General features: G+C 65.1%; 12 protein-coding genes. 6 read left to right on the top strand and 6 right to left on the bottom strand.

The window, feature by feature from the left end; all coding sequences use genetic code 11:
• The first annotated feature begins 93 nt into the window (after positions 1–93).
• The 3 genes from EPL00_RS19250 (at position 94) to EPL00_RS19240 (ending at position 6,466) form a co-directional block, all read left to right on the top strand.
• The gene (locus EPL00_RS19250) at positions 94–3,303 is read left to right on the top strand and encodes a DUF499 domain-containing protein (protein WP_135853937.1); all 3,210 of its coding nucleotides are present in this window, start codon (positions 94–96) and stop codon (positions 3,301–3,303) included.
• 6 nt (positions 3,304–3,309) lie between these two features.
• Positions 3,310–5,988, top strand: a complete 2,679-nt coding sequence (locus EPL00_RS19245; RefSeq protein ID WP_135853938.1) for a DUF1156 domain-containing protein — start codon at positions 3,310–3,312, stop codon at positions 5,986–5,988.
• Between the two features lie 88 nt (positions 5,989–6,076).
• On the top strand, positions 6,077–6,466 hold the full coding sequence (locus EPL00_RS19240; RefSeq protein ID WP_135853939.1) for a hypothetical protein: 390 nt from the start codon (positions 6,077–6,079) through the stop codon (positions 6,464–6,466).
• A 124-nt stretch (positions 6,467–6,590) separates the two neighbouring features.
• Here the strand turns inward: EPL00_RS19240 and EPL00_RS19235 are convergent, their stop codons facing one another.
• The 5 genes from EPL00_RS19235 to EPL00_RS19215 form a co-directional block, all read right to left on the bottom strand.
• Positions 6,591–8,582 (bottom strand): McrC family protein, encoded by a 1,992-nt coding sequence (locus EPL00_RS19235; protein ID WP_238398255.1) that lies wholly within the window; start codon positions 8,580–8,582, stop codon positions 6,591–6,593.
• Positions 8,583–8,587: 5 nt separating this feature from the next.
• Positions 8,588–9,802: an AAA family ATPase gene (locus tag EPL00_RS19230; protein WP_135853940.1), complete on the bottom strand. Its 1,215-nt coding sequence runs from the start codon at positions 9,800–9,802 to the stop codon at positions 8,588–8,590.
• Positions 9,803–9,926: 124 nt separating this feature from the next.
• Entirely contained in the window at positions 9,927–10,955 is a 1,029-nt protein-coding gene (locus EPL00_RS19225; protein WP_135853941.1) for an LLM class flavin-dependent oxidoreductase, read from the bottom strand.
• A gap of 60 nt (positions 10,956–11,015) precedes the next feature.
• Positions 11,016–12,074 carry a TrmB family transcriptional regulator gene (locus EPL00_RS19220; protein ID WP_135853942.1) on the bottom strand — a complete coding sequence of 353 codons (1,059 nt, stop codon included), beginning with the start codon at positions 12,072–12,074 and terminating at the stop codon, positions 11,016–11,018.
• Positions 12,075–12,132: 58 nt separating this feature from the next.
• Positions 12,133–14,190, bottom strand: coding sequence for an alpha-amylase family glycosyl hydrolase (locus tag EPL00_RS19215; RefSeq protein ID WP_135853943.1), 2,058 nt, complete (start codon positions 14,188–14,190; stop codon positions 12,133–12,135).
• A gap of 105 nt (positions 14,191–14,295) precedes the next feature.
• Between EPL00_RS19215 and EPL00_RS19210 the strand changes: the two genes are divergently transcribed.
• The gene (locus tag EPL00_RS19210) at positions 14,296–16,515 is read left to right on the top strand and encodes a glycoside hydrolase family 15 protein (protein WP_135853944.1); all 2,220 of its coding nucleotides are present in this window, start codon (positions 14,296–14,298) and stop codon (positions 16,513–16,515) included.
• Positions 16,516–16,956: 441 nt separating this feature from the next.
• Positions 16,957–18,309 carry an erythromycin esterase family protein gene (locus EPL00_RS19205; RefSeq protein ID WP_135853945.1) on the top strand — a complete coding sequence of 451 codons (1,353 nt, stop codon included), beginning with the start codon at positions 16,957–16,959 and terminating at the stop codon, positions 18,307–18,309.
• A 166-nt stretch (positions 18,310–18,475) separates the two neighbouring features.
• Here the strand turns inward: EPL00_RS19205 and EPL00_RS19200 are convergent, their stop codons facing one another.
• Positions 18,476–19,600, bottom strand: coding sequence for an ABC transporter ATP-binding protein (locus EPL00_RS19200; protein WP_135853946.1), 1,125 nt, complete (start codon positions 19,598–19,600; stop codon positions 18,476–18,478).
• Between the two features lie 273 nt (positions 19,601–19,873).
• Between EPL00_RS19200 and EPL00_RS19195 the strand changes: the two genes are divergently transcribed.
• Positions 19,874–21,163, top strand: a complete 1,290-nt coding sequence (locus EPL00_RS19195; protein WP_135853947.1) for an extracellular solute-binding protein — start codon at positions 19,874–19,876, stop codon at positions 21,161–21,163.
• Positions 21,164–21,167: the final 4 nt, after the last annotated feature.

Below are 21,167 nucleotides of genomic sequence, written 5' to 3'. Positions count from 1 at the left end.
TGCGACGCCGATTTCGCGGTTCTCCTCGCTGGCGTACCGGGAATCGGGCACCGTAGTACTTATGAAAGCCCTTCTTCATCCTACCAATATCCAATGGCCAGCGATTCCCTCCCTACTACGATTTCGGACACTGTAACACTCAGCGAGGAGTTACGCGAGGAAGGCCGCATCGACGGGCAGGTCAAACTCTACAACATCGACAAGAGTAGCGAGTTCGAGTCCGACGCCGCGACGTTCTTCGACCGGACGGTCCCGACCCAAGGACTCCACGAGACGCTGACTATCCTCCGCGATTCGCTCGACGGCGAGGACCCGCGCCAGACCCACATCCTCTACGGTCCGTACGGGTCCGGGAAGTCCCACCAGATGGTCGCGCTGTATCACTGCTTCGACGACCCGAGCGCCGCCAGTGAGTGGGCCGACGGTACTATCGACGGTCTCGGCGACGCGCTCCCCGAGGACGCGATTCCGATTACGGTGGCGATGCAGTACGAGAACAACGACTACGACTACCTCTGGGAGCCGTTCTTCGAGGCGCTGGACTACGATGTCGGGTCGTTCGAGAGCGGCGGCTACCCCGACGTTCAGACCATCGAGGAGGCCGTCGGCGACCGGACGGTCGCGTTCATCGCCGACGAACTCGAAGACTGGTACGACACCCTCGACGACGACCGCGAGAGCGCCAACCGGGCGTTCCTCCAGTCGCTGTTGGAGGCGACCGCACTCCCCGACCTCGAACTCTACACCATCGTCTCGGTCCTCCGGAAAGGCTCGAAGGTCCACGACATCCTCGACCGCGAGGACGCCGTGGAGGTGAACATGAGTAGCAAGGTGAGCAAGCGCGACGTGTTGCTCCACCGCCTCATCGACGACGTAGACGACGAGGCCGCCCGCGAAATCGTCAACGGTTACGTGGACGCTTACGAGACTTCCGACTACGTGGAGGTGGAGTCGGGTCTGCGCGAGGAGATGCGCGAGACCTACCCGCTCCACCCCGAACTCATCGAGACGCTGGAGTCGCGCTACTACGAGAGCGACGACAACCAGAACACGCGGGGGATGATATATCTCTTCTCGACGCTCCTGCTCGAACTCCGGGAGCGGACCGACCTGATTACCCACGGCGACGTGGACGCCGAGACCTTCGAGGACGAACTCTCGAAGATAAACTTCGAGCGCCCGTCGGCGTGCGTCTCCGACATCGAGAACCGGGTCCGCGGGGAAGTCGAGTACGGCCGCCGGGTTCTCAACACGATTCTGCTCTACTCGCTCAACGACAGCCACGGCGAGGGCGCGGAAGTCTCCCAGATAGTCGTGGGAACCTACCAGACCGGCAACCGTATCTCGGACATCTACATCAACCTCGAACAGCTCCACGGCGTCGCGTGGCACCTCCACAAACTCAACGGGAAGTACGCGATACGCGAGAAGCGAAACCCCAACGCGCTCATCAGGAACGCCGCCAGTGACGTGTCCGTGGCCTCCGCGAAGGGCGAAATCGCGGACATCGTGACCGAACTGTTCGGGCCGGGGACCCACACCGTCGGCTTCCGGACCGACGACATCCGGTCGGTCCCCGACTCGCGGGACGTGAAGGTCGTCGTCAAGAGCGACGAGTGGGGTCCAGAGGAAGTCGAGCGCGTCATCACCGACGACGGCCGCGGGCGCAACTGGCGCAACACCTTCGTCTTCGTCCAGCCGCTTCCGGACGAGGCCATCGAGTCGGGCACGCGGTACATCGACAAGGCCCGCTACGTCGAGGGCGCGCGGCAAGTGCTGGCGGACGACGCCCTCGACCGGGACATTCGGGCGCGAATCGAGGCGATGAAGAGTCAAGAAGAGGAGGAACTCCGGAAGGAACTCCGCCGGGCCTACGGCGAGGTCGTGGACGGCGACGACCTGCTCGACGAGTTCGAGACGGCCAACCCGATGGACCTCGACGTGTTCGTCTTCGACGGCGACGAGTACAGCGCCCGCAACATCGCCTCCGAGGCCGCCGCCGACCCCTTCGACCTTCGCGGGCCGACGTGGACCATCACCCAAGACCTCCTCGACCGAAAGGGCGAGACGACGCCCGAAGACGTGTACGAGGAGTTCCTGCGGGAACCGAGCTACCCGATTCCGGGGAGCGTCGGGGCCGTCATCGACGCCGCCGAACCCGCGCTCGAAGACAAGTCGGTCCTCGTCCACACCGCCGAGGACGGCTTCGACGAGTCGATGGACGACCTCACGCCCAAGACCACCATCGTCCACGCCGACCCCGTCGAGACGTGGACCATCGAGGAGGTCGAGGAGGACCTCCGGACCCAGTTCGGCGGCGGGACCGACGAAGTCGATATCGGCGAGTACTACGAGGACCTGCTGACCCAGACCGACGTTCGCATCGACGGCGACGAGAAGGACACGCTGATGATGGCGGTCGGTCGGCTCACGAGCGACGACGCCTACGTCGTCGTCCGCGGGACGAAACTCCTCGACGAGCCGCAACTCGACGCCGCGGTCCGTGACGTTTCGGAGGCCGAACTGATCGGCTCGGCCGAGATTCGGGACCGCATCGACGCGGCCATCGACCGCGACGGCCGGGCGAGCGTCGAGCGCATCGTCCGGGAGATTCGGGGCGACCCGGACGTGTTCCTGCCGCCCGAGCGCACCGACACCGCGGTCCGGAAAGCAGTGACCGACTGCCTCGCGGAGAACTACCTCCTCGAAGCCGGGCGGCGCTATCTCTCGGACCTCGGGGACAGGGACCCCGCGAACGTGACGCTCGTGCCGACGGTCTCGACCCGCGTCGGCGAGGAGATACTCGACTACATCGAGGGCGTGGAGCCGAAAGGGAAGTTCACGGTCACACAGGTCCGCGACCGGTTCGGTAGCTCGGTGTCGGAGGCGGCGGTCCAGACGTTCCTCCTGCGGAACCTCGGCGAGGAGACCGCCCCGGAGTACACCGTCGGGACGAACGGCTCGTCGGACCCGAGCGACTGGATGAACGGCTACCCGTTCAAGAAGCCCGGCGAGGTCGAGACGTGGGACTTCGAGTATCAGGGCGACAGCCCGACCGAGATGCGCAAGAAGTGGCGACAGCTCCACCGAGAAGGCCAGCTCAACTACGGGTCCATCAAGTTCGTCCTCCCCGGCTCAGCGGGCGTGCCCGAGGAGATGCGGGACATCGCCGCGACCGAGCGCACGCACGTGGACACGACCCTCGAAGCCGACCAACCGTACACCGTCTTCTCGAAGCTGTTCGACAAGGTGCCCGCCGACGCGACGGACATCCGCGTCGAGATGGAGTTCCGCAAGGAGTAACCCACGATGAGCGACGACATTCCAGCGAGTGAGAGCGAGCAGTCGGACGCACAGCGCCGCGAACTCCCGATAGAACGCGGGTTTCCAATCGAGCGCGTCAACGAGATCGCCGAGAAGGAGAGTCGCGCGAAGATGTACTACCGGCCAATCTACACGATGCACAAGTGGTGGGCGCGCCGCCTCGGGTGCGTGTTCCGGGCCATCTCGCTGTACACCCTGCTGGACGACCCCGAGGAGGTGTCGGTAGACGACCCCGGACAGGAGAACGAGACGCTGGCGGACTTCGACTACGAGGGGGCCGACGTAGCCGACCTGTTGGAGCAGGTCGATATGACCGACCCCGAATCGCTGTGGGACCTCTACCCCAAGGACGTGACCGTCGAGGGCAAGAAGGTACTCGACCCGTTCATGGGTGGCGGGACCTCGCTGGTCGAAGCCTCCCGCTTCGGCGCGGAGGTCGTCGGCAACGACCTCAACCCCGTCGCGTGGTTCGTCACGAAGAAGGAACTCGAAGCGGGCCGGACCGACGTGGCGGACCTCGAAGCCGCGTTCGAGGAGGTCCGCGACGACGTAGCAGACGACATCACCCAGTACTACCGGACGCCGTGTCCGAACGGCGACCACGAGGCAGACGTGATGTACAACTTCTGGGTCAAGGAGTTGGACTGTGTGTCGTGCGATTCGACTGTTCCCCTCTACCGTGACTTCCGAGTCGCGGCAGGACGGTACGAAAACGACGACAAGTACAACGTTCTCTGTCCCGCCTGCGAGGAGGTCGTGCTGGTGGACGACTGGCAGAGCGAATCGGACTGCTCGGAGTGTGGTCACGAGTTCACGGCGAAGGAGGGTCACATCGACTACGGCGACTACATTTGTCCTGACTGCGGTCAGAAGTACCCCGTCACGGATACCATCGAGGAACAGGGTGGCTTCGACATTCGACTGTACGCGGTCGAGTACTACTGCCCGCATTGTGACGAGCAGGGATGCGAAAAGAGCGAGGTGAAAGGCTACAAGTCGGCCGCGGAGGCCGACAAAGAACTGTTCGAAGAGGCCAAACAGGAGTGGGAGAATTCCGACGAACTTCGCCAGTACGTGCCGGACAAGCCGATTCGGTCAGGATGGTCGACTGATGCAAATCAGTTTGACGGTTCCATGTCCGGAAACGGAAACCTCCCGAGACACGGTTACGAAACATGGACGGACCTTTATAATGAACGTCAACTCCTCGCCCTGTCGAAGTTAGCTAAATCTATAGATAAACTCGAATCGACGAATATCAAGGAGTATCTTCTTACCGCACTGTCAGATTCTCTCCGGACGAACTGTATGATGGTTACGTACGATGGCGGTTACAACAAAATAGACCATATCTTCCGGATAAATCGGCTGAATCCCCCACTCTATCCGGTCGAAAACAACGTTTGGGGGACTAAATTTGGCCGAGGGACATTCACTTCGTCGTTTGACATTGTAAAATCGGGCGTTGAATACGCAAAGTCCCCTACAGAGAGATACGTAGAAGATGGCGAAACTTCCAAAACAGCAGAGTTCTCCAAATCAATTGGAGATTCTTCCACTATCCGTCAGGGAGATGTGCGAAATTTAGACGAAAGAGACGAGTACGATTTGGTCATTACCGACCCACCGTACTATAATAATGTTCTCTATTCTGAGTTATCTGATTATTTTTACGTCTGGCTAAAGCCTGTTCTCGAAAATCAGTACGATTGCTTCGAGCCAGAACACTCCCCTCGTTCGGAGAGTATTGTCGTCAACCCTGCATCAGACAAAGACGTTGATGACTTTGAGTCCGAATTGAAACAGGCATTTTCCGCGGTTCGTCGTGCGCTGAAGGAAAACGGAGTACTCACGTTCACATACCACCACAGTGACTCTGAGTCGTGGGGTGAACTGCTAGAGGCACTCTGTGAAGTCGGTTTCACTGTCACCGCGACATATCCCGTTTCCGCAGACCTAAGTAAGTTCCTCGAAGGTGAATCCGTCTCGTTCGACATCGTGGTGGTCGCTCGGCCCGCAGAAAATCGCACTCCGATTTCGTGGAATGACCTCAGACGAAACATCTACGAGACGGCCCGCGAGACGCGCACGAAGTTAGAGGAGAACCGCGACCTCTCGCTGGGCGACATCGGCGTCATCGAGATGGGCGAGTGCTTCCGCGAGTACTCCAAGCACCACGGCAAGGTCCAGCACGACGGCGAGATTCTGGACGCCAAGGACGTGGTGGACAAGATTTACGGCATCATCCAAGAGGCCAGCGACGAGGGCATCGAGGACGTGTTCGTGGACCTCCTCGGGACCGACGACCCGTCCTACGACGACGTGAACAAGCTCTGTCGCGGGACCAGCGCCGCGCCCGAGGAGTTAGCCGAACTGCGTCTCTACACCCAAGACGACGGCTTCCAACTCGGGACGTGGGACAACGAGGCCCGGCGGGCCTACATCGAGGAGCGCGTCAACGGCGAGGGCGGCGACCACCTCACCAACCTCGACAAGATTCAGTTCCTCCGGTACCGCTACGAGGAGGGCAAGAAGGTCGGCAACTACCTCGACAAGTGGACCACCGGCCAAGACCTTCGGGACCTCGCGGGGCGACTCGCCGACGCGACCGACGACGACGCCTACCGGCGCGTCCTCGGGAACCGCGACCTGAGCAACTACTGAGCGGGCGTCCGTCGCGGCGGTCGAGTCGGACGTATCAGCGACTACTCGTTACGTATTTACCACTTCGATTCGAAAATCCGAACGAGTAATGTCCGAACGTGGCCGACTGCGTGGGGTGTACAACATCGTCGTCGCGGGGGAGTACGAGACGGTCGAGTACCAGATTCCAGTCGAGGAGTTCCGCGACCGGCTCGAATCCGACGACGTGCCCGACGAGGTGACGGTCGTGGGTCTCGAAGACGCCTACGACGACGAGTTTATCGCGGACCTCTCGCGGGTGATGGACCGGCGCGCCGACGACTTGGAGAACGCCGACCCGACGCCGATGATTCAGTTCGAAATCGACGCCGACATCCACCGCGGCGACGTGGCCTTCGACATCTTCACCGACGACGCCATCTACCCGCTCCACGAACTGTTCGGCCGCCAGATGCAGTGTCGCAACAGCGAGAAGACGTGGTTCACCGTTCCGTTCTGACCGTCGGCGCTCCGTTCTGACCCTCACCGTCCCGGCCCGACGCTCACCGTCCCGGCCCGACGCTCACCGTCCGGTTCTACAGGCTGAGCAGGTCGAGTGCCTCGGGGCTTGACCCCGAGGCGGTTCACCGTCCACCGTTCCGTTTAGCCGGGTCCGTCCGCAGTTCGATTTCGACCGACTCCACGCTCCCGTCGCCGCCCGCGTTCAGGAAGTAGCAGTCCAGCCACTCCTTGCCAGCCGAGCGGTCCGAGCAGAAGACCGGGACGCAGGTGTGTGCCAGCGGCGACCGCTCGTCCAACGCGAGTTCGATTCGGTCGCGCGCCCACTCGCCCTCGTCCTCGAACTCCGTGACGTTGCCCGCCCGCCACGACAGTCGCCCCGCCATCTGGAGGACGCGCCACGAGAACTGCCGCCGATTGCGGTAGGTGAACGGCCCGCTCATCGACTTCACCGCCGCGAGCGCGTCGGCGTCCACGCCCTCCAAGCAGACCGCGGTTTCGACCCCCGACGCCACCGGCCCCTCGACGGCGCGCAGGATTTCCAGCGCCGGTTCCCGTTCCACCAGCACGTCGAAGAGGTAGTCGTGGACCGCCGCTTCGTAGCTCCTCGGCGAGAACTCCTCGTCCGCGTCCGGGCCGACGACCCGGAGCCGCGCGTCGGTCTGGGTCACCCGCCGCTCTTTCGGCTCGCTGAGCGGACAGAGAAAGCCGAGTTCGTCCGTCTCCAGCAGGTAGGCGTAGCTGAACAGCCGCGAGCGCGAGGGCGACCGCTTCACGGGGTCTTTCCCCTCGGCGTAGTACTTCGAGTCGAGGACGGCCAGACTCTCCTCGCCCTCGAACAACTCGTGGTCGGGTTGGTGGAACACGTCGCCCTCGTCCTCGAAGGGCGTGACCGTCGGCGAGTCGCGCATCGCCACGCTGGCGGTCGAATCCACGTGGTCGTACGCTCGAATCTCGTCGAGTTGCGCTTCGAGGACCGCCTGCGAGTACTCCTCGAACAGCGTCTCCATGTTCATCACGTAATCGACCACGAGGTCGTACCGCCCGTCGCTGTGCTGGTGGCCCAGCGACGACGAGAGTATCGCCTTGGCGACGTACAGCGCGTCGTCGTAGTAGTGGCGCTGTCGCGGCAGGTCCCGAAGCGACAGGTCTCGGTACGCTCCCACGTCCCGACTGTCGCTCGTGATGCCCATCGCTTCGAGGCGGCGCATCTCCCGGTGTAGCTCCGAGTATATCCGCTGGTGTTGCTGTGAGAGACCGTCTCGGGCGCGCTCTCGGAACAGTTGCAGGAGCGTCGTCCCCGCGTAGTGCAACAGCGAGTTGGCCGCGTTGTCGTACTCGACTTCGTTCTGCACCCAGTGAGGCTCGGGCGCGCCGCGAGCGTGGTTCGACAGGGTCCGTTCGAGGTCTATCCGGCCCCGCCCGTCCACGCCGTCCACCCGGCGGACGTGCAACTCCCGGAGGAGTCCCCGGCGGTGGATGGTGGTCAGTCCGTCGAGGAGGTTGATGGCCAACGCGACCAAGATGCCGTCGAGGTCGGCCTCCTCGTCCAGCAGTCGGTCGGTCGGGACGCCGCGGTAGTCCGTCGAGCGCCGCCGTTCGTAGACCGCCAGTAGCATCTCGAAGATGCACGACCAGTCTACCTTCGGGTCGATTCGGACCGCGGCGCTCGGCGTGAGACCCACCGTCCCCACGAGGTCGGTCGCGTCGATTCGGAGCCTCGCACCGCCGTCCAGCGTCCGGACCGTGAGTACGTCGTACTCCCGGCCGTCTTCGACCGGTTCGATGGCTCGCTGGGACTTGCGGTACAACCCCTGCCGTTCGACGGTGAACGACGCCCGCTCCATCCGCTGGTCGATATCTTCGGGGCAGCCCCGGATTTCGATGGTGCCCCGCTCCGGGACCGGATACGTCCGAATCGACGGGTCGTAGTCGTAGGTCGCATCGACGCCCGCGGCGCTCTCGGCGTCGCCGACCGGCGTTGCGACGGTGTCGTTCGTGTCGGTGTGGTCGGTGTCGCTGGTCGTGCCGGTGTGGTCAGTATCGTTCGTCGTGTCGGTGTGGTCGGTCTCGTTCGTCGTGTCGGTGGCGTCGGTGCCGTCCGTGTCGTTCGTCATGTCGGTCACGTACCGAGTTGGCGGCGCTCCTCGGCGAGTCGGCGCTCGGCCAACGCCGCGGCCGGTTCGAGGTCGAACGCGGAGAACTCGTCGTCGAGCGTCCGATAATGTTTGGCGATTCGCTCCATCTGCGGGAACGCGGCGGCGTTCAACAACCGCGGGACCAGAAACGTCTTGTACGCCTGCCCGACTGCCCGCGGGAGTTCGCCCTCGTACTGCCCGCCGTCGTCACACGCCGCGCCGACGAACGCGGCCACGTCGCGGTAGTGCATCGGGCCGAACCGCATGATGGGTCCCTGCGAGGTGTCGTCTCGCCCGCGGTTGACCCGCCGGAAGTCCGCCTCGAACAGTTCGCGCAGGCGGGTCGTGTCCGTCTCCACGGTCTCGGCGACGAACTCGTCGAGCCACCCTTCGAGGAGTGCCCGCCGGTTCTGTTCGGGGTACTCGTCCAACTCGACCATCGCGAACCGGCGCGTAATCGCGTCGTCGAGTTCGTTCACCGTGCGGTCGGACATGTTCATCGTACAGATGACGTTCACGCGGTCGTCCAGTTCTATCGTGTCCCCCTCGTCGGTCTCGAAGATGGTCTGGTGGGGGTTCTCGATGGCGGTGTAGAGCGGCCCGAAGATTTTCGAGATATCCGCCCGCGTGATTTCGTCCAAGATGACGCCGTAGTCCACGTCGAACTGCCGCGCGCGCTGTACCGCCTCCGAGACGCACCCGAGTTCGCGGTGGTACTGGATGCCGCGTCCGGAGGTGTCCGGCGAGATGCCGCCTACGATGTCCGACGGCGTCCACGACGGCGTGGCCGTGTTCAGCGTGTAGCCGACGCAGGTCCGCTGTGCGAGTTGCTTGGCGAACGTCGTCTTGCCGGTTCCAGTCGGCCCGTACAGCACGACCGGTTTCCCCGTTTCGAGCGCGACCGTCGCGTTCCGGACTACTTCGTCGGGGACGAGAATCTCCTCGGGGGTCTCGTCGCCGCGATAGCTCACGAGGCGCTTGAGTTCCAGCGGTGCCAGCTCCGAGTCGAGGACCGCCTTCCGAATCGTCCCCAATCCCCGCGGTCCGTCGTGGGTCTCGTCCAGTTTCTCCTCGGCGATTAGATACCGGAGTACGTCCACGCTCGCGGCGTTCTCGATGGCGTTTTTCGTCTCCGACTCGTTTCGCCGGAGGACTTCTATCTCGTCGCGGGCCTGCGAGAGGGAGATGCGAGTACTCATTACCAACAGCAACCGAGTCGCCGTTCTTAAATCCCGACGCAACTCGTCGTTCTCCCCCTCGCCCGCGGTCTACCGCCCCGCCCCCGCCAGCCGTCTACTGACCCGCCACCCAACCACCCGCGGTCTACCGACCCGCCACCCCGAGGCCCTCGGCCAGCAGCTCGTGGGACCGAAGCCCGTCGTCGTGGTCGGCGACGACGTGCTGAATCATCACTTCGTCCACCCCCACGCGGTCGGCGAGTTGCTCCACCACGTCGGCCAGCGTCTCCGGACTCCCCGAGAGCGCGCGCGGCCACTCGTCGGCGTCGAGCGTTGCCGGTGTCGGCTCGGGGACGCCGCCCAACTCCCCGATGGCCTCCTCGACCGACGGGGTGGTCCCGGCCTCGCCGCGTCGCAGGCGCGCGAACGACGCTTCCGCGACCGCCCGGAGTCGCGCCGCCTCCTCGTCGGTGTCGGCCGCGATTGCGTTCACCGCGACGATTCCATGTGGCTCCGGGACGCTCCCGGCCAGCCGCGACGGCTCGAAGTTCTCGCGATACTCCTCGAACGCGCGCTCGGCGAACTGCGGCCGGATGAACCCCGCGAAGCAGTACGGCAGGCCGAGTTCCCCCGCGATGGCCGCGCTCGACGGACTCGACCCCAACACCCACGGCGTCGGCGTCTCCTCGCCCGACCGCGGAATCGAGAGGTCGCCGTACTCGTGGTCCTCGGGATAGTCGTCGTGGAGGTGGGAGACGACGGCCTCTATCTTCTCGCGATGCTCCTCGTCGGGGTTCTGGACGCGCCGGGAGGTCCCGAGCGCGCGGTCGGCCGCGGGCGAGCCGTTCGCGCGACCGAGGCCCGCGTCGATGCGGCCGGGCGCGAGCGCGTCCAGCGCGCCGAACTGTTCGGCGACCTTGAACGGGCTGTAGTGGTTGAGCAGGACCGCGCCGGAGCCGAGCCGAATCGAGTCGGTCTCGGCCGCGAGATGCCCGAGCAACACCTCCGGCGTCGTTCCGGCGAGTCGGTCGGCCATCGCGTGGTGTTCGGCGACCCAGAACCGGGATAAACCGAGTCGTTCGGCCTGCTGTGCGGCTTCGACGGTGTTCGCGTACGCGTCGGTCGCGGTGCCCTCGTCGGGGACCGGCGAGAGGTCGACGGCAGAAAGCTCCATGTCGGGGTTCGGAGATTGGGCGGAATAACAGTTTGGCTACCGGCCGTCTCTCGGGCGTTCCTACTCGGCGAACTCCAAGACGACCTCCTCGGCCTCGTAGTCCTCCACGAACGCGCCCTCCCCGCCGACCAGATACTCGCCCTCGCCGGTCGCCACGACCAGCGCGGCCTCGACCGGGAAGGAGTTGTTCGCGGGTTCCACGAGTCCCTGCCGGACGCCGACGACTCGGCCCCTTATCTCGTCGGGACCGTCCCCCTCGTCGCCGTCCGTCGGGTGGCCGCGCACGGTCGCGGTGAGCGGGGTGTCCGCACGGTGGCGGAGCGTCGCCTGTAGGACCGCCTGCCGGAAATCGTCGTACGTCCGGGGCAGTTCGTGGGGGTCGGCGACGTACACCTCCTCGGCCATCGGCCAGTAGTTGCCGAAGAACGAACCGACCATGACGGGCGCGAGTTGGTTCTGGGTGAACGTGATGGCGCGCTCGCCGCTGTTGGCCCGCGCTATCATCTCGTGCGGAGCTATCAGGCTCCGAGTCCGGTCGGCGGTTATCATCGTCGGCATCGACTCCTCCCACGCGCGAGCGACCGTGGCGAGTCCCTCCAACCCGAGGTCGGCGTCGAGGTCCGCGCCCGTCACCACCAGCATGACCAGCACGCCGCGGTCCACCGCGTCGCGCAACTCGTCGGCGACCTCCGAGAGGTGGTCGTGGGGGAGCGACAGCGCCACCTCCTTGTCGGCCTCGCGGATGAGTCCGGTGATTCGCTTGAGTACCGTCACGCGGGACTTGACGACCTCGAAGGCGTCCGACTGGGGCTCGACCTGCGAGTAGTGGGCTTCGAGCGCGGGGCGCATCTGCTCTACGTCGTCGGTCAGCGCGCCGACGACCTCCTCGGGCGGGATGGCCCGAACCGTCGTCGGCACCGAGTGGTCGTTGACCGAGACGAACCCGCGGTCCTCTAGCTCCTCGCTGACGCTGTAGACGTACCGCTTCGAGACGCTGGCGTCGTCGGCGATGACGCTGGTCTTCGCTTCGCCGTGGTCGAGGATGGTGAGATAGATGTCTATCTCCTTGTCGGAGAAGCCGAACTTCCGGAGCAGTTGGGAGAGCGTCGGGTCGTCCATCGCCCGAAGAATGCCACGGCCAGAACTTAAAAACCGTGTCTGGCGGCGGCCCGCGCGCTCAGCGTTCGCTCCGAAGCACGACGCAATCTCGGACTTCGACTCCCTCGTCGGTGGCGACCTCCTCGCCGGTCAACAGGTCGGTCTCGCCGACTGATTCTTCGACTTCCACGGTGACCTCGCCCTCCCGGTCGCCGAAGTCGAGGAGAACCACCAGTCGCTCGTCGCCGTCGTCGCGGGCGTAAGCGACGGTCCGGTCGTCCCCGACCGCGTCCACGCGCTCGACTTCGCCCGACCGGAGGACCGCCTGCTCGCTCCGGAGTTTCGAGAGCCGACGGTGGAACTCGGTCAGGTCGGCGTCGCCGTCGTACCACTGCATCTCGCCGCGTTGCTCGGCGACGCCCCGCTCCTGCCCGTAGTAAATCATCGGCGCGCCCGGCAGGGTGAACGTCGCGGCCGCGGCCGCCCGGAGCGCCGCGGTCCCGCACTCCGAGACGTAACGGCTCTCGTCGTGGTTCTCGACGTAGCGGAGCAACAGCGACGACTCGGGGAACCCTTCGCGGTGGTTCGCGTCGAGCGCGTCGAACAGCGCCTCTGCCGGGGCGTCTCCCCGTCCGATGTCGCGGAGCGCGCCGTAGAGGTCGGTGTCGTAGTGGGCGTCGAACTCGTTCTCGTGGAACTGGGGGTCCCGCGGGATGGTCTCGTCCAGCAGGAGGAATTCCGAGTCCTCGCGTTTCACTCGCTCGCGGACCTCCTTCCAGAAGCCGTGGGGGACGCCCCACGCCACGTCGGCGCGGAAGCCGTCCACGACCGGTGCCCACTCGTCGACCACGTTCAGCATCCACTCCCGGACCGCCAGCGAGTCGTAGTTCACGTTGGGGATGCGCGTCCAGTTGAAGTAGTATCCCGGCGACCCCTCGCCCGCCCAGTCCACGTCGTCTACGTCCACGGCGTCGGCGGCGTCGGCGGGCACGCGCTCGTAGTAGTCGGCGTACTCGGGCACGCCCGCCGCGTGCATCTGGAACGCGGGGTGGTCCCGCGAGGTGTGGTTGATGACGAGGTCGAAGACGACCCGGATTCCGGCCTCGCGGAGGCGTTCGACCAGCGACGCGAACTCCTCGCGGGTCCCGAGGTCGCTCGCCGTGTCGAAGTAGTCGGTGACGTGGTAGCCGTGGTCGGTCGGACTCTCGACCACGGGCGTCAGCCACAGGCAGTCCACGTCGAGCGATTCGAGGTATTCCACGCGTCGTTCTATCTCGGGGAACGTCGTCTCGACGGTCTCGCCGGTGAACCGCCGGACGAAAATCTGGTACACCGTCGCCTCCTCGGCCCACTCCGGCGGGTCGTTGGGACGGGAGACGTTGACCTCTCTGCCACCGGAAACGACCAGCGTGTCGGCGACGCTGTGGCGCTCGGCGACCGCGACGGCGTGGACGCGCGCCTCGTCGGGCACCTCCTCGACCGGGACGCGGAGTTCGCTCCCATCGACCGTCACCGCCGAGTCCGGCAGGTCGTCGCGGTCGTCCAGCCAGAACTCGACCTCGGGACTGCTCCCCTCGGGCGCGGCCTCCGCGCGCGCGGTCACGACAAGGGTATCGTCCGCGACGCGGCCCTCCAGATGGACCCGCGGTCGCCCCGGCCCCTCGACCGTCACGTCGATGGTGTGGACGTTCTCGAACTTCTCGTCCAGCACGCAGATGCCCTCGTGGTCGCCCGGCGCGAGGAGCAGGTCGGCGACGTAGCTGTCGCCCTCGCGGCCCATCAGGTCGCGCCCGACCGTGTAGTCGTTGAACGGGCCGATAATCGGCAGGTCTCCGACCTCCTCGGCCGAAATGGGGAGGTCGCCAATCGGTGCCTCGAACCGGACCTCCCGGCGCGGGTCGGGGAACGCCCGGACCGTCTGGCGGTGGGTCCCGTCCGGGGCGTCGAGTTCGACCTCGTAGACGCCGGGCGCGTCCGGGTCGAGGTGGACGACGGCGCCGTCGCCGAGGTCCACGTCGCTCTCCTCGGGACGGTCGCGCACTCGCCACGAGAAGTCGGCTTCGGGGTCGGGGTGTCGAGGAGCGAGTTCGACCGACGTGCCGACGTGCGTGAATCGCGGTGGACCGGGTTCGTGCATGTTCTCACCCCTCGCGGGGAGACACTTCACTATTGCGCAAATCGTGTATCCGTGAACTACAATTACACCAAAGATTATTATTCGGGGTCCGCCTTCGTTCAGGCAATGCAACTTCGCGACGCGCTGGACGACTTCGTACGCTACGAGGACCACGATACCTGCTTTCCGGGCGAACGCCGGACGACGACGGGCCGCTTTTCGGGCTACACGCCGAGCGACGGCGAGGGGCGACTCGTTCACGTCGCTCTCGACGGCCGGATTCGGGACTTCGGCTACCCGCTTACCGGTCGCAACGGACTGGACTCCTCCCGACTCGGCGTCCGACTCGACGGCGACGTAGTGTGGTTCGACGACTGCGAGACAGTCGGCCAGTCGTACGCGGACGGGACGACGCTCGTCGTCACCGACCACCGACTACCCTCCGGCGAGACGCTCACGCAGTACGACCTCACGCTCGGGCAGGCCCACATCACGCACTTCGAACGCGAGGAGGCCCCCGAAACCGAGGAGGTCCCCGATTCCGCCTCCGGCGAAGAGAACGGCGACTCCGACGAGGAGACCGGAGGACTGCAACTGGTCGCCGCGCTCGGCTTCGGTCCGGAGGGCCGCGACACCGGCATCAGCCAACTCCACCACGCCGACGCGGTCGAACTGTACCACGACGCCGAACACGATTACGCCGCCAGCGCGACCGGGTTCACGACCGCCACTGGCCGCGTGCCTCCGGAACTCGGGGAGTTGCTCGACGCCGACCGCGGGGACGATTCCGACGAGGAGGGCCGCCGCGAGGAGGCAAGCCTGAGCGGCGACGTGATATGCGAACTCCCCTTCGAGGAGGGCGCGGCGACGCTCGCCACGCTGTTGACTGACTCCTCCCGGACCGACCGCGCCGCGGCGCTCGACCGTCTCGACGCGGTTCTCGACGCCTACAGTGACACCGGCGCACTGAGCGAAGCCGCGAAAGACCACGCCCCCGAGGTTCCCGACGACCTGCCCGAGAGCGACGCGGTGGCCGCCGACCTCCGCGCGCTCGGTCTCCTCTCTGCGCCGACGGGCCTCCGCATCGCCGGGCCGGAGTTCGACCCCTACTTCACCCACTCCGGGGGCTACGGCTACACGTGGTTCCGCGACGACGCCGAAATCTCCCGGTTTCTCCTCCAGTCGGACCGACGGTTCGACCTCGGGTTGGACGACTGGCACGCCCGGAGCGCCGAGAGCTACTGCGAGACGCAACTTGACGACGGGACGTGGCCACATCGCGTCTGGCCGCGCAACCGCACGCTCGCGCCGGGGTGGGCCAACAGCCACCTCGCGGTCGGCGAGGAGGTAGACTACAGCGACTATCAGGCCGACCAGACCGCCAGCGTCGTCGCATACCTCGCGGACGCCCTGCCCGCGCTCGACGGCGACCTCGCCGACCGCGCGACCGAGACGCTCGCGGACGCCCTCTCCGGCCTCGACCGGACGCTCACGGACGACGGTCTCCCCGTGGTCTGTCAGAACGCGTGGGAGGACGCGACGGGCCAGTTCGCCCACACCGCCGCGACGTTCCTCGAAGCGTACGCGACGGCGGCCGCCACCGACGCGGACCTCGCCGACGAAGACCTCGCTAACGCCGACCTCGCCGACACCGCGGGCGAGCGCGCCGACCGCGTGTACGCCGGATTGGACGACCTCTGGGTACCCGAGCGTGGAATCTACGGCTATCGCATCCTCCCCGACGACGAGTCCGGCGACGGAACGACCGACGCGGACGACGAGGACACCAGTGACGGCGACAGCACTATCGACGCGGGCGACATCGACCCGCGCTGTGACTCGGGGTCGCTCGCGCTGGCTAGCGCCCACCTCGCCTACGACCGCGCGGCCGAAGTGGACGACGAGCGACTCGACAGACTCGTCTCACACGTCCGGACCGTCGTGGACGAACTCCACCGCGACCCCGACGCCAGCGAGGTCCGCGGACTGGCACGCTACGAGGGCGACGACTGGCGGACCCGCTCGCAGGACGACGAGAAGATATGGACCGTCTCGACCGCGTGGGGCGCGTTCGCCGCCGCCAACCTCGCGGCGCTGTTGGAAGACCACGACGACTCGCGCGCCCGAGAGTTCGCGGCGACCGCCCGCGACCTACTGGGACTGGTCCTCCCGGACGGCCCGCTCTGTCGGAACGGCGACCTCCTGCCCGAGCAGGTGTTCGACGACGGGACGCCCGACAGCGCGACGCCGCTGGGGTGGCCCCACGCCCTCCGGACGACGACCCTCGCGCTACTGGCCGAGCGCGACCTGCTCGCCGACGAGGAGGTCGCGGTTCCGAGCGAGTAACGAGCGTCAATAGCGCGGCTATTTGTTCGAACTTCTCGCTGTAACCGTCGCTTAGTTGAGGGCGTGAACTGGTCGTCTCGGCATCATTCGCGTAGATGCTTCGAGTAACGTGCCAGCATCCCAGTGCGGTTGCGACGACCTCAAGCAGCACCGACTCACGATTCGGACGACCGATGCTTCGTCCCTGAGGAGAATCCGAAGGGCGCTCACTGGATGTACCGTCGTTCAGCTTTCCCGAAACAATTAACTGACAATCTAATTATTAACAAGTACAAGATGTATCTGCGTCACGTCTGAGTGGGATTCGCCTCACTCCACGGTGGTCGTTCGCTCGTAGCGACGCCACCCTCGGGCGAATCTGTCTTTTACACCGACTAGCGACTGCTCCGGTCGTGACCGCTATGGCACGACTCGCTTTTGACCACCTCAGACACACTACCAATGACGGACACTACACCGACGAAAGAATCGACTACGACCGACCCCGCGGCGACCGACGAACTCGCTGAACGACTCCGGCGTAGTGGTGTCAATCTCACGACGACCGACCCGACTGCCGACCACGCCGACCTCGATCCGGTAGGTGACGCGCTCGCCGACGCCCGCATCATCGGCCTCGGTGAGGCGACCCACGGAACGAGAGAGTTTTTCCAGCTCAAACACCGCATCGTCCGGTATCTCGTCGAAGAGCAGGGCCTACGACTGTTCGCGATGGAAGCGAACCTGCCCGAGACGATGGCGCTCGACAATTACGTCGTCCACGGCGAAGGTGACGCGCTCGAAGCACTCGCCGGGACGCACTTCTGGGTTTGGCGGACCGAATCCGTACTCGCGTTCGTGGAGTGGCTCCGTGAGTTCAACGCCGAGCGACCGCTCGACGACCGGGTTCGGTTCTACGGTATCGACGCTCAATATACGACCGGAGCGGTCGAACGCCTCGACAAGTTCCTCGCCAGCGCCGACCCAGACCTCCGAAAGGAACTACAGGCGGACCTCGACGCAACGAACGACGAGGGTGACATCAACGACCAGTACATGAGCGACCACGACCCCGAGGCGACCGAGCAACTGCTCGACCGACTCGGAACTGCGTTTGAGGAGCGTAGGGAGGCGTTCGTGATGGCGACCAGCGAACGGGAAACCGTGATGGCCCGGCGCTGTCTCCGCGTTATCGAGCAGGCACGGCAGCGCCGCACGGCCCGTGAGACCGATGGGAAACAAGCCTCGATGGTTGTCCGGGACGAGGCGATGGCGGAGAACCTCTCGTGGGTGCTGGAGTACGAGGCCCTCGACCGCGCCGTACTCTGGGCACACGACAGCCACATCTGCCGGACGGTAAACTCGGGCGCGCGAGTGGAGTCGGCCCCGTCGCTGGGGAGCTATCTCGCGGACCGATACGGTGACGACTACTTCGCACTCGGATTCGACTTCCTCGGTGGGTCGTTCCGCGCGATTGGCATCGAGTTGACTCCCGAGAGCGAACTCACTACGTGGTCGCTCGACGAGCCGCCAGCGGACTCCATCACTCGCGTGTTCGCCGCGGCCGGTGGCAACCTCGCATTCCTCGACTTCGACACCGCCAGCGAGAACGACCGACTCGATGAGTGGCTTGCCGAGCCGCGGGCAAAGCGGAAGCTCGGAGCCGTCTACTACGGTCCCGACGGTCCGTCTGAGAACGAGAAGGACGGACAGGCGGCCCACAACGCAGTTCGGGTCCTTCCTGAGGCGTTCGATGGCCTACTGTTCGTCCGGGAGACGACGCCGTCTCGCGTACTCGATAGTCCGGAGTACTGAGTCGAAGCTCGCATGTTTGCTGAATCCGCACCACGAATTGAGCAAATCTATCATATTATTTACGTACATTGGTCTGGATAAAGAAAACGTATTGTCAGCTACTGGTAACGCTGACGACGAGAGGAGACAGCGTTTGCTGACGGAACGACGAAATACGTCGGCGCGGTCAGGGCGTGGGGGCCGCCGACTCCTCGGCCTCGTAGAGGAGGGAGTCGCCCTCCTCGGCGTCGAACAGGTGGAGGTCGGTGCTGTCGAACGCGACGTGAATCGCTTCGCCGGGGTCGGGTTCCACGTCGGAGGGGACCCGCGCGATGAACTCGTCGCCGAGCGCGAGGTGCAGATAGTTGTCCGACCCGACCGGTTCGAGGACTTCGACCTCGGTCTCGACGGAATCGCCGCCCGGTCCCGATACGGACACGTCCTCGGGGCGGATGCCGAGTCGAACCCGGTCGTGGCCCCGGACCGCGTTCCGGAGGCGCTCGTCGGCGAGCGCGTACTCGAAGCCGTCGGGGCCGACGAGCGTGGTCGTCCCGCCGCCGGACTCGACTTCGACGGTCAGGAAGTTCATGCTCGGCGAGCCGATGAACCCGGCGACGAACTCGTTCGCCGGGTCGTCGTACACCTCCTTGGGGACGCCGGTCTGCTGGAGTCGCCCGCCGTTCAGGATGACGATGCGGTCGCCCATCGTCATGGCCTCCTCTTGGTCGTGAGTGACGTAGATGGAGGTCGTCTCCAACTCGTTCTGGAGGCGCTGAATCTCGGTGCGCATCGTGGTCCGGAGCTTCGCGTCGAGGTTCGAGAGCGGTTCGTCGAACAGGAACGCGTCGGGGTCCCGGACGATGGCTCGGCCCAACGCGACGCGCTGTTTCTGGCCGCCGGAGAGTTCGTCGGGCTTCTGGTCCAGCAGGTCCTCGATGCCCATCATCTCGGCCGTCTCGCGGACCGTCTCGTGGCGCTCGTCCTTCGAGAGGTCGGTACTCATCCGCAGTCCGAAGGCCATGTTCTGCCTGACGGTCTTGTGGGGGTAGAGCGCGTAGTTTTGGAACACCATCGCCACGTCGCGCTTGCGCGCGTGAACGTCGGTCACGTCCTCGCCGCCGACGTGGATGTGGCCGTCGGTCGGTCGTTCGAGTCCGGCGATCATTCGCAGGGTAGTCGATTTCCCGCAGCCTGAGGGGCCGACGACGGTGACGAACTCGCCGTCCTCGACGGTGAGGTCGACGCCATCGACCGCGAGAATCTGCCCGTTCGAGTACTCCTTCGTGAGGTCGTCCAGCGTAACTGTCGCCATCTTTCTCCATGTGTACGACCCTCACGGTTTAACTCTTGCCTTCTGAGTTGAATTTGTGAGGGATTATTTCGTCGTATCTTCTAGGCGACCGGTCGGATTCGCCGATTCGTCCGCCGCGAACCGACGGATTCATACTCCGCGGTAACAGGCGACTCTCGTATCGAACGCTCTACCGCCCGATTTCTCCGGGTGGGCGGTTTCGAGGAGCCCGAGCGCGTGACCCGAATCCCAAACTTTAAGTCGTGAACGAATAATTCATCACGTATTCACCCCATGACAATGAATCGCAGAAAAGCACTACGGAGCATCGGTAGCGCGGGACTCCTCGCCGCGCTCGCAGGTTGTGCCAGTGTCCAGCAGCAGAACGAAACGACGACCGCCGGAGGAGACGACGGCGAGAGCGACACCACCAGCGGCGATAGCACCGACACGACCACGACCGGTCCCGCCGGAACCGCGAAAGCGTGGTACCGGCTTCAGGACACCGAGCTAGAGGCACGCGAGGCCGCCCTGAAGCAGTTCAACGACAATTCTCGACACACCATCGAGGGCGCCGACGTGTCCGACCTGAAGAAGAAGACCACGAGCGCGATTCCGGCCGGACAGGGACCGAAGCTGTTCGACTGGGCGCACGACTGGGTCGGCGACTACTACCAGCGCGGGTTCGTCACCGACCGGAGCGACCAGTTGAACGTGGACCTCGACACCTTCACCGACGCCGCCGCGGGAGCCGTCCAGTTCGACGGGAACGTCGTCGGACTCCCCTACGCCGCGGAGACGGTGACGCTCGTCTACAACACCGACATGGTGGACGAGGCACCCTCGACGGTCGCCGAGATGAAGTCCGTGATGGACGAACACCACGACCCGGCAAACGGTACCTACGGACTCAGCTACCCCTTCGACCCGTACTTCGTCAGCGCGTGGGCCCAAGCGTTCGGCGGCTACTACTTCGACCCCGAGGAGGACCCGATGCTCGGTCTCACCCAGCCCGAGACCATCGAGGGCTTCCAGTTCGCGCTCGACAACTTCAAGCCCTACATGCCCAACGACCCCGGCTACGAGACGCAGGCCGCCCCGTTCCCGTCGGGTAACGCCGCGTTCGCCATCAACGGCCCGTGGTACCTCTCGACGCTCAACGACAAGGGCGTCAACTACGGCGTCACGAAGCTCCCGACGCCCGAAGGCGGCGAGGCCCGACCCTACACCGGCATCCAGATGTGGTACTTCGCCAAGGCGATGGGCAACGACGACGCGGGTACCGCGGCCGCACAGTCGTTCGCCGAGTGGTACACCACGAACGAGGACCTGCTCGAACAGGCCGCGAAGAACCAAGGGAGTATCCCCGTCCTCGAAAGTCTCGCCGGGAGCGACGCGCTCCCCGCGGACGTGAAAGCGTTCTCCCAGACAGTCCAGCAGGGTATCCCGATGCCGACCGACCCGAAGATGGGGAAGGTCTGGCAACCGCTCACCGACGCGGTGACCAAGATATTCAACGGTGACGCGAGCGTCGAGCAAGCGATGCAACAGGCCGAGAAGACCGTCCGACAGAACTGGGAGTAGCCCG

It is taken from the genome of Halorussus salinus, assembly GCF_004765815.2.
In the GTDB taxonomy this organism is placed as follows: domain Archaea; phylum Halobacteriota; class Halobacteria; order Halobacteriales; family Haladaptataceae; genus Halorussus; species Halorussus salinus.
This window is presented reverse-complemented; position numbering and strand designations above follow the sequence as displayed.

Coding starts and splice junctions, on each gene's coding strand:
- EPL00_RS19245 (WP_135853938.1), top strand. CDS start 3,310: ATGAGCGACGACATTCCAGCGAGTGAGAGCGAGCAGTCGGACGCACAG.
- EPL00_RS19225 (WP_135853941.1), bottom strand. CDS start 10,955: ATGGAGCTTTCTGCCGTCGACCTCTCGCCGGTCCCCGACGAGGGCACC.
- EPL00_RS19210 (WP_135853944.1), top strand. CDS start 14,296: ATGCAACTTCGCGACGCGCTGGACGACTTCGTACGCTACGAGGACCAC.
- EPL00_RS19215 (WP_135853943.1), bottom strand. CDS start 14,190: ATGCACGAACCCGGTCCACCGCGATTCACGCACGTCGGCACGTCGGTC.
- EPL00_RS19200 (WP_135853946.1), bottom strand. CDS start 19,600: ATGGCGACAGTTACGCTGGACGACCTCACGAAGGAGTACTCGAACGGG.
- EPL00_RS19250 (WP_135853937.1), top strand. CDS start 94: ATGGCCAGCGATTCCCTCCCTACTACGATTTCGGACACTGTAACACTC.
- EPL00_RS19230 (WP_135853940.1), bottom strand. CDS start 9,802: ATGAGTACTCGCATCTCCCTCTCGCAGGCCCGCGACGAGATAGAAGTC.
- EPL00_RS19240 (WP_135853939.1), top strand. CDS start 6,077: ATGTCCGAACGTGGCCGACTGCGTGGGGTGTACAACATCGTCGTCGCG.
- EPL00_RS19235 (WP_238398255.1), bottom strand. CDS start 8,582: ATGACGAACGACACGGACGGCACCGACGCCACCGACACGACGAACGAG.
- EPL00_RS19220 (WP_135853942.1), bottom strand. CDS start 12,074: ATGGACGACCCGACGCTCTCCCAACTGCTCCGGAAGTTCGGCTTCTCC.
- EPL00_RS19195 (WP_135853947.1), top strand. CDS start 19,874: ATGACAATGAATCGCAGAAAAGCACTACGGAGCATCGGTAGCGCGGGA.
- EPL00_RS19205 (WP_135853945.1), top strand. CDS start 16,957: ATGACGGACACTACACCGACGAAAGAATCGACTACGACCGACCCCGCG.